A 6,507-nucleotide genomic window follows, 5' to 3' on the forward strand; every position below is an offset into this window, starting at 1 on the left:
GAATCCTTCGCACCATCTACGCGTCCCAGCCGTCGAAGGTTGCTTCTACGGTCGTCGAATCGAGTGTGGCCAGAAACTCCAGCTGTGCGTGGGTCTTTGGCAACTCGTACCGGTAGAAGTAACGGGCCGCGTACCGCTTGCCGACGTAGAAGGCGTCGTCGCGGCCGTGGGCGGCGAGCACCTGGTCGAGCCACAACCAGGCCACCACGATGTGGCCGAACGCCTCGAGGTACAGCGCGCTGTTAGCCAACGCCACGGTCGGGTCACCGCAGCTGAGCAGCACGGTGGTGACATCGCGCAACGTCTGCCACGACGCCTGAAGTCGCTCACCCAATTGTGCCGGCTCACCTCCGAAGGCGGTGGCCCGTGCGATCGTCGTGGTGACTTCCTGCTCCAGCAGTGTCAAACCCGCACCACCGTGCTGGCGCACTTTGCGGCCGAGCAGATCCAGGCTCTGAATGCCATGCGTGCCTTCGTGGATCGGGTTGAGTCGGTTGTCGCGGTAGAGCTGCTCGAGGTCGTATTCGCGCGTGTACCCGTAGCCGCCGTGAATCTGGATGGCCAGGTCGTTGGCCGCAACGCACCACTGTGATGGCCAGCTCTTGGTGATGGGGGTCAACAGGTCGAGTAGCTCGGTGGCGTCGCGGCGCTCCTCGGGGGTCTCGGCGGCTGCGGTGAGGTCGGTCAGACGCGCGCAGTACAGCACCAGGGCCAACGCACCCTCGACGTAGGATTTCTGCGCCAGCAGCATCCGCTTGACGTCGGGGTGTTCGATGATCGACACGGGCTCCATATCGGGATCCTTTGCCGCGAGTGGACGGCCCTGGGGCCGCGTCCGGGCGTAGTCCAGCGACTTGAGATACCCGGTGTAGCCCAGCGCGGTGGCGGCGGCACCGACGATCAGCCGGGCTTCGTTCATCATGTGGAACATGTAGGCCAGCCCGTGGTTCAGCTCCCCGACGAGGTATCCCACGGCACCCGAGGTGCCGCCGGGCTCGAAGGTGCCGTCGCCGAAGTTCAACGCCGCGTTGGTCAGTCCACGTTGTCCCATCTTGTGATTGAGGCCTGCCGCCACCACGTCGTTTCGTTCGCCGAGCGATCCGTCTTCGGCGACGAGGAACTTCGGCACGATGAACAGCGATATACCCTTGGTGCCACGTGGTGATCCGGGCACCCGGGCCAGCACGAGGTGCACGATGTTCTCGCTGGCGTCGTGGTCGCCGGCCGAGATCCACATCTTGGATCCGAAAAGTCGGTAGGTGCCGTCGTCCTGTGGGACGGCTCGGGTGGTGATGTCGCTGAGCGACGATCCCGCCTGCGGTTCGGACAGGCACATGGTGCCGGTGAACCGACCGGCGAGCATGGGCGGTATGTACGCCGCGATCTGATCTTCGGTTGCGAATTCGATGAGCAGGTTGGCGTTGGCCAACGTCAGTAGGGAATAGCCGAGCGTACTGACGTTGGCGGCTTGGAACCATGCGAACGCTGCCGTGGACACGACCACGGGCACTTGGGCCCCGCCGTATTGTTCGTCCAAGCTCATCGCGAGCAGTTCGGTGTCTGCGAATGCGCGCAACGCATCTTTGACGTCGGGCAGGACGCTGACGACTCCGCCTTCCACGGTGGGTTCCTCGACGTCGCTGCGCTTATAGTGCGGCGCGAAATGGTGCTCGGCTAGCTCCTCGCAAAGAGTCAGCACGTCGGCAAACGTGTCACTGCTGTGATGGGCGAATCGCGGTCGCTTCAGCAACTCATCGACCCGCAGCCACTCGAAGAGCAGAAAGTCCAGATCACGGCGCGACATCAGCTTCGACTTCATCGCTTGATTGCACCTAGCGATGACAGGGTGGTCGACGTGTCGTGCCGCGCAGCGGAACGAGTCTGGCCAACCGCTCGACCCCCTGGCATGGCGACGCGGCGTCGGCATGCGCGCACATTGCCGGCTGGTAAGTCTCGTTCCAGCGGTATCGCGTCACATCCGGATGCCATGACGTCATTATTGGGCGTTCCGGCAGCCGATCCGGCGGTTGATCAGAGACAGGTATGGGTTCAGGTATGGATACGCGTACCCGTGGCGATGCGGCGGTGACTTCGTCGCACCGAAGCGGCATCGTTCACACGTGAATGCCGAACGGGCAGAAACCCGATTTCTCGGTGCAGGGGGAGAAGCAACCTAGGATCTCGGTATGAGCTCATCGTGGAGCCAGCGACGTGGGGGCGAGCGGGTGGGCCCGCCGTTGAATCGACTCGTGGCTCGCCGCACCGATCTGGAAGCAGCGCAGAAGATGCTGGCCCAGTCGCGGTTGATCACCTTTACCGGACCTGGGGGTGTCGGCAAGACCCGGCTCGCTCTGGAAGTAGCGCATCGTGGGCAGGGAAAGTTCCCCGACGGCGCCTGGCTGGTCCGGCTGACCGATCTGAGCGTCGGAGCGGGCACCAACGATGTCGAGGGTGCGATCGTCAGTGCTCTGGGAATCAGCGATCAGTCGGCGACGCCGCCGCTCGACAAGCTGCTGTCTTTCCTCCCCGAACGCCGAGTGCTATTGGTCCTCGACAACTGTGAACATGTCATCGACGCAGTGCGCCTTACCGTGCCCGTGCTGCTGCGGGCGGCGCCGAACCTATGTGTCATCACCACCAGTCGCGAGCACCTGGGCGTGGTGGGCGAGGTGCTGCGCCCGGTCCTTCCGTTGAGTGTGCCCGAGCCCGGAACGCCGGCCGAGCAGCTGGTCGCCGACGGATCGGTGAGCTTGCTCGTCGAACGCGCCGTCGCCGTCGACCCTGATTTCGGCGTTACTGCCGTCAACGCCGACGCCGTGATCGAGCTATGCCGGTTGCTGGAGGGATCGCCGCTGGCCATCGAGTTGGCGGCGGCCAAGCTGAGGTCCCTCACGGTCGAGCAGGTTGTCGAGCGGTTCCGCAAGCGGCTGACCTCCCTGACCGCTTCCGATGTCAATTCGATGTCGCACCACCGATCGCTGCGGGCGATGGTGGATTGGAGCTACGACCTGTGTCACGGCACCGCGCAGGTGTTGTGGCGCCGACTGGCGGTGTTTCCGTCGACGTTCGACCTCGAACTCACCGAACAGGTCTGTGCTTTCGGCGAGCTGCGAGCTGACGACGTGTTCGACTCGATCGACCGGCTCGTCGCCCAGTCGATCGTGCTGACCGACCGCGGAGCGGGGACCATGCGCTACTACCTGCCGGCCGCCGTCCGGGAGGTCGCTGCGGAAATGGCGGACCAATCCGGCGAGACGGAGCAGTTGCACCGACGTCACCGCGACGTGATGCTGCATCGCGCCGCCGGAATGTTGACGCAGTGGTGTGGACCCGATCAGAACAGTTTGATTCGACAGATGAGCCTTGATCACCCCAGCTACGTGGCCGCTGTGCATTGGAGCGCTACGACTCCGTCAGAAGGGCAGGTCGCGCTCGAACTGCTGGGCCGGTTGCGTTATCAGTGGTTGTCGAACGGACGACTCGCAGAGGGCAGGATGCGCATCGAATCCATGCTCGAGGCCGAAACGGCACCATCGGCCGCTCGGGCGCACTGTCTGTGGGTCGTTACCTGGATCGCCCTGCTGCAGGGAGACCACGAATCTCCCGTTACCTGGTTGAACGAGCTCGGGTCGTACGCCGTGGAGTCCGATGATGACGTGTTCGGCGCGCACGTGCGGCACTGGACGGCGCTGCGGGATTTGTTTGCCGGTGACACGGTCGCTGCCGTGCGTGGGTTCAGCCGAGCGGTGGAAGATCACGCTGCCCGCGGCGATCGCGAGATGGAACTGACGGCACGATACATGCTTGCCAGCGCTTTGGTCGCCGACGGCGCGGCTGACCGAGCCCTCGCCGAAGCCCGTGACGCCGCGAGCCTCTGCGAACGGCACGGTGAACGCTCGGCGCGTGGATATGCCGAATGGGCAGCGGCACTGGCACATTGGTCCCTCGGCCACTATGACGAGGCGGAGCGCTCGGCGCGCCGAGTGTTGGACCTGCGACGCACTTTCGGCGACGGTATCGCGGTCGCGCTGACTACCGACCTACTCGGGTGGATCGCCTACGACCGCCGTCAGTTCGGCCGTTGCCGGGTGCTCACGCGCACGGCCAAGGGGCTGTGGCAGGCAATGGGAACCTCCATCGATGCCTTCGGACCACAGTTGTCCGGTTTCGCGGCGGCGCACTCTCCCGCGTCCGCCGATCCTGCGCAGGTGGACACTTCCCACGCGTACAGGCCGATGGAGGTCGACGAGGCGATCGATTTCGTGCTCGGGGTCCTCGACGGAGTGCACAGGTCAGCGCGCCTGCCGAGCGAACCACTGACGAAGCGGGAACTCGAAGTTGCGGCGTTGGTCGAGCTTGGTCTATCCAACCGGGAGATCGCCGAACGACTGATCATCTCCAAGCGCACAGCCGACGGGCACGTTGAGCGCATCCTCTCCAAGTTGGGCTTTGCGTCCCGCTCTCAAGTGGCGGCCTGGATGGCCCGGCACCCGTTGCCACGCTAGACACTGGTTCGATCAGTCAACCTCAAGCCAGAATTCCTCCAGCAAGAGGTTGAGCTCCTGTGCCATCTGCGGTACGAGATGACCCGCACCCTCGACGACGGCTCGGTGCGCATGCGCACCGAGCCGCAGGGCGATCTCATTGGCGGCGTCTTCGTACAGCGCATCATGGGCGCCGGTCACCACCAGGGTGCGGACCTTACCCGCCACCAGATCCGTCAACGGCAATTCGGCTTTCCAGGGAGCTATCGACCGCATGGTCAGACGGATGAGTGTCTCGGTCTCCGCGTCCAGAGGACGCGGGTCCGGGGCGGGGTGTCCGAGCATGCGCATGAAGGCTGCGCGGAAGTCGGCCGGCGAACTAAGTCGCTGAAGCTCTTCGAATTCGGCCATGTACGACCGCGCTGCCGGTGAATTCACGAGATGGAATGCCGGCGGTTCGAGGAGGCTCAGCGACAGTATCCGGTGCGGATCTCGGCCGGCCGCGATGATCGCACCCATGCAGCCGTAGCTGTGGGCCACCACGTGGGCGGGGGCGGCGCGGAGCAGCTCGCCGATATCGTAGGCATCCGCGTCGAAATCGTCTCCGGATGACGGTCCTGGTGGCGTGCCGCGCCGGGTGACGAGGAGCATCGTCCACCGGTCGACGAGATCGGTTTGCAGTCGCCACGTTCGGGCGGCGTTCGACATCGCGCCGTGCACCCAGAGGGTCCGTGGCCCGCTGCCGCGAACGTCGACGTGAAGCGCCGGTGTCTCACGGCCATCCATGGCGCCCTGCCTCCGAAGCTGTCAGCCCCCTCGGGGGTAGACCCTTGCCAGGGGTCCCTCGGGCCGTTAACGCCTAGCAGGCTAGCATGCCAGTAACTCGATGGGTGGTCGTGTCCGCGCGGTGCAAGTCCGCCGGCTTCGGTCGCCTTCCAAGAAGTGTGTTGTGAGAAGGAGGCCAGGTGACCGTCGCCGGCTGGTTCGACGAACTGAATACACTCGACCGGATGAGCGTTGGTGTCGCCCGTATTTCCTTGCTGGAGAACGCATTTCGCGCACGTCAGGCCTCAGCATGATCTACGACAGTCCCTATCCTGAGATCACGGTTCCTGAGACGACGGTCTCCGAGTTGGTGCTTGGGGGTGCCGCGGAGCGGTTCGGTGATCGGGTTGCGCTGATCGACGGGCACACCGGTGAACGGTTCACCTATGCCGAGTTGTGTGAGGCGGTCCGGTCCGCTGCGGCAGGGTTCGCGGAGCTGGGGGTGCGGCCCGGGGACACCGTGGCGGTGATGAGCTATAACCAGCCGCGGTTTGCCGTTGCCGCGCACGCGGCTCTAACGGCCGGTGTGGCGGTTACGACGATCAATCCGGTCTCCACCGCTGACGAAGTGGCCAAGCAGTTGATGGCCGCGAAGGTGTGCGCCGTCGTTTCGTCTGAGGAGGCGGTGTCGCGTGCGTCTGATGCTGCGGCGGTGGCCGGTGTGAAGCATGTTTTGTCGTTCGGTAATTCGGCGCGGCCGTTCGACGAGCTGCTGCACACCGGCGCCGGTGTCCGGTCGCCGAGGCTGGACCCTGCGACGGCGGTCGCTGTGTTGCCGTTCTCCAGCGGAACCACCGGGAAATCCAAGGGGGTGCAGCTCACCCATCGCAATCTGGTGGCCAACCTCACCCAGTCACGTGCCGTCTGGCCAATCGGTCCCGACGACGTGGTGGTGGCGGTGCCTCCGTTCTTTCACATCTTGGGTTTCACGATGGTTCTCAACTTCAGTCTGTTGAGTGGAGCGACCGTGGTCACGCTTGCTCGTTTTGAGCTCGAGGAGTTCCTCGGCGTGGTGAAGCGGCACGGTGCGACGCGTGGGTACTTCGTGCCGCCGATGCTGTTGGCCATTGCCAGTTCCGATCACTTGGACCTCGATGGGGGGACGTCGCTGAAGTACGGTGTGTGCGGTGCGGCCCCCGTTGACGCCGATATCGTTGCCCGCGCTGAACAGCGGCTGGGCTGCGTCATTCGTCAGGGG

General features: G+C 64.6%; 4 protein-coding genes. 2 read left to right on the forward strand and 2 right to left on the reverse strand.

The window, feature by feature from the left end:
* Window positions 1–16: 16 nt before the first annotated feature.
* Window positions 17–1,819: an acyl-CoA dehydrogenase gene (locus tag SBI67_RS28840; RefSeq protein WP_318983861.1), complete on the reverse strand. Its 1,803-nt coding sequence runs from the start codon at window positions 1,817–1,819 to the stop codon at window positions 17–19.
* A gap of 367 nt (window positions 1,820–2,186) precedes the next feature.
* Here SBI67_RS28840 and SBI67_RS28845 point away from each other — a divergent pair, with 367 nt between their 5' ends.
* Entirely contained in the window at window positions 2,187–4,505 is a 2,319-nt protein-coding gene (locus tag SBI67_RS28845) for an ATP-binding protein (RefSeq protein WP_318983862.1), read from the forward strand.
* A 12-nt stretch (window positions 4,506–4,517) separates the two neighbouring features.
* On the opposite strand, the gene SBI67_RS28850 is transcribed toward SBI67_RS28845, so the two are convergent.
* Window positions 4,518–5,270, reverse strand: a complete 753-nt coding sequence (locus SBI67_RS28850) for an alpha/beta fold hydrolase (RefSeq protein WP_318983863.1) — start codon at window positions 5,268–5,270, stop codon at window positions 4,518–4,520.
* 289 nt (window positions 5,271–5,559) lie between these two features.
* Here SBI67_RS28850 and SBI67_RS28855 point away from each other — a divergent pair.
* The coding region (locus SBI67_RS28855; protein ID WP_318983868.1) for an AMP-binding protein at window positions 5,560–6,507 on the forward strand (948 nt) is incomplete at its 3' end.

It is taken from the genome of Mycolicibacterium chengduense, assembly GCF_033741155.1.
Taxonomy (GTDB): domain Bacteria; phylum Actinomycetota; class Actinomycetes; order Mycobacteriales; family Mycobacteriaceae; genus Mycobacterium.

What these genes read in the sequence shown, in the direction of transcription:
- SBI67_RS28840 (WP_318983861.1), bottom strand. Translation starts at nt 1,819, where the DNA reads ATGAAGTCGAAGCTGATGTCGCGCCGTGATCTGGACTTTCTGCTCTTC.
- SBI67_RS28845 (WP_318983862.1), top strand. Translation starts at nt 2,187, where the DNA reads ATGAGCTCATCGTGGAGCCAGCGACGTGGGGGCGAGCGGGTGGGCCCG.
- SBI67_RS28850 (WP_318983863.1), bottom strand. Translation starts at nt 5,270, where the DNA reads ATGGATGGCCGTGAGACACCGGCGCTTCACGTCGACGTTCGCGGCAGC.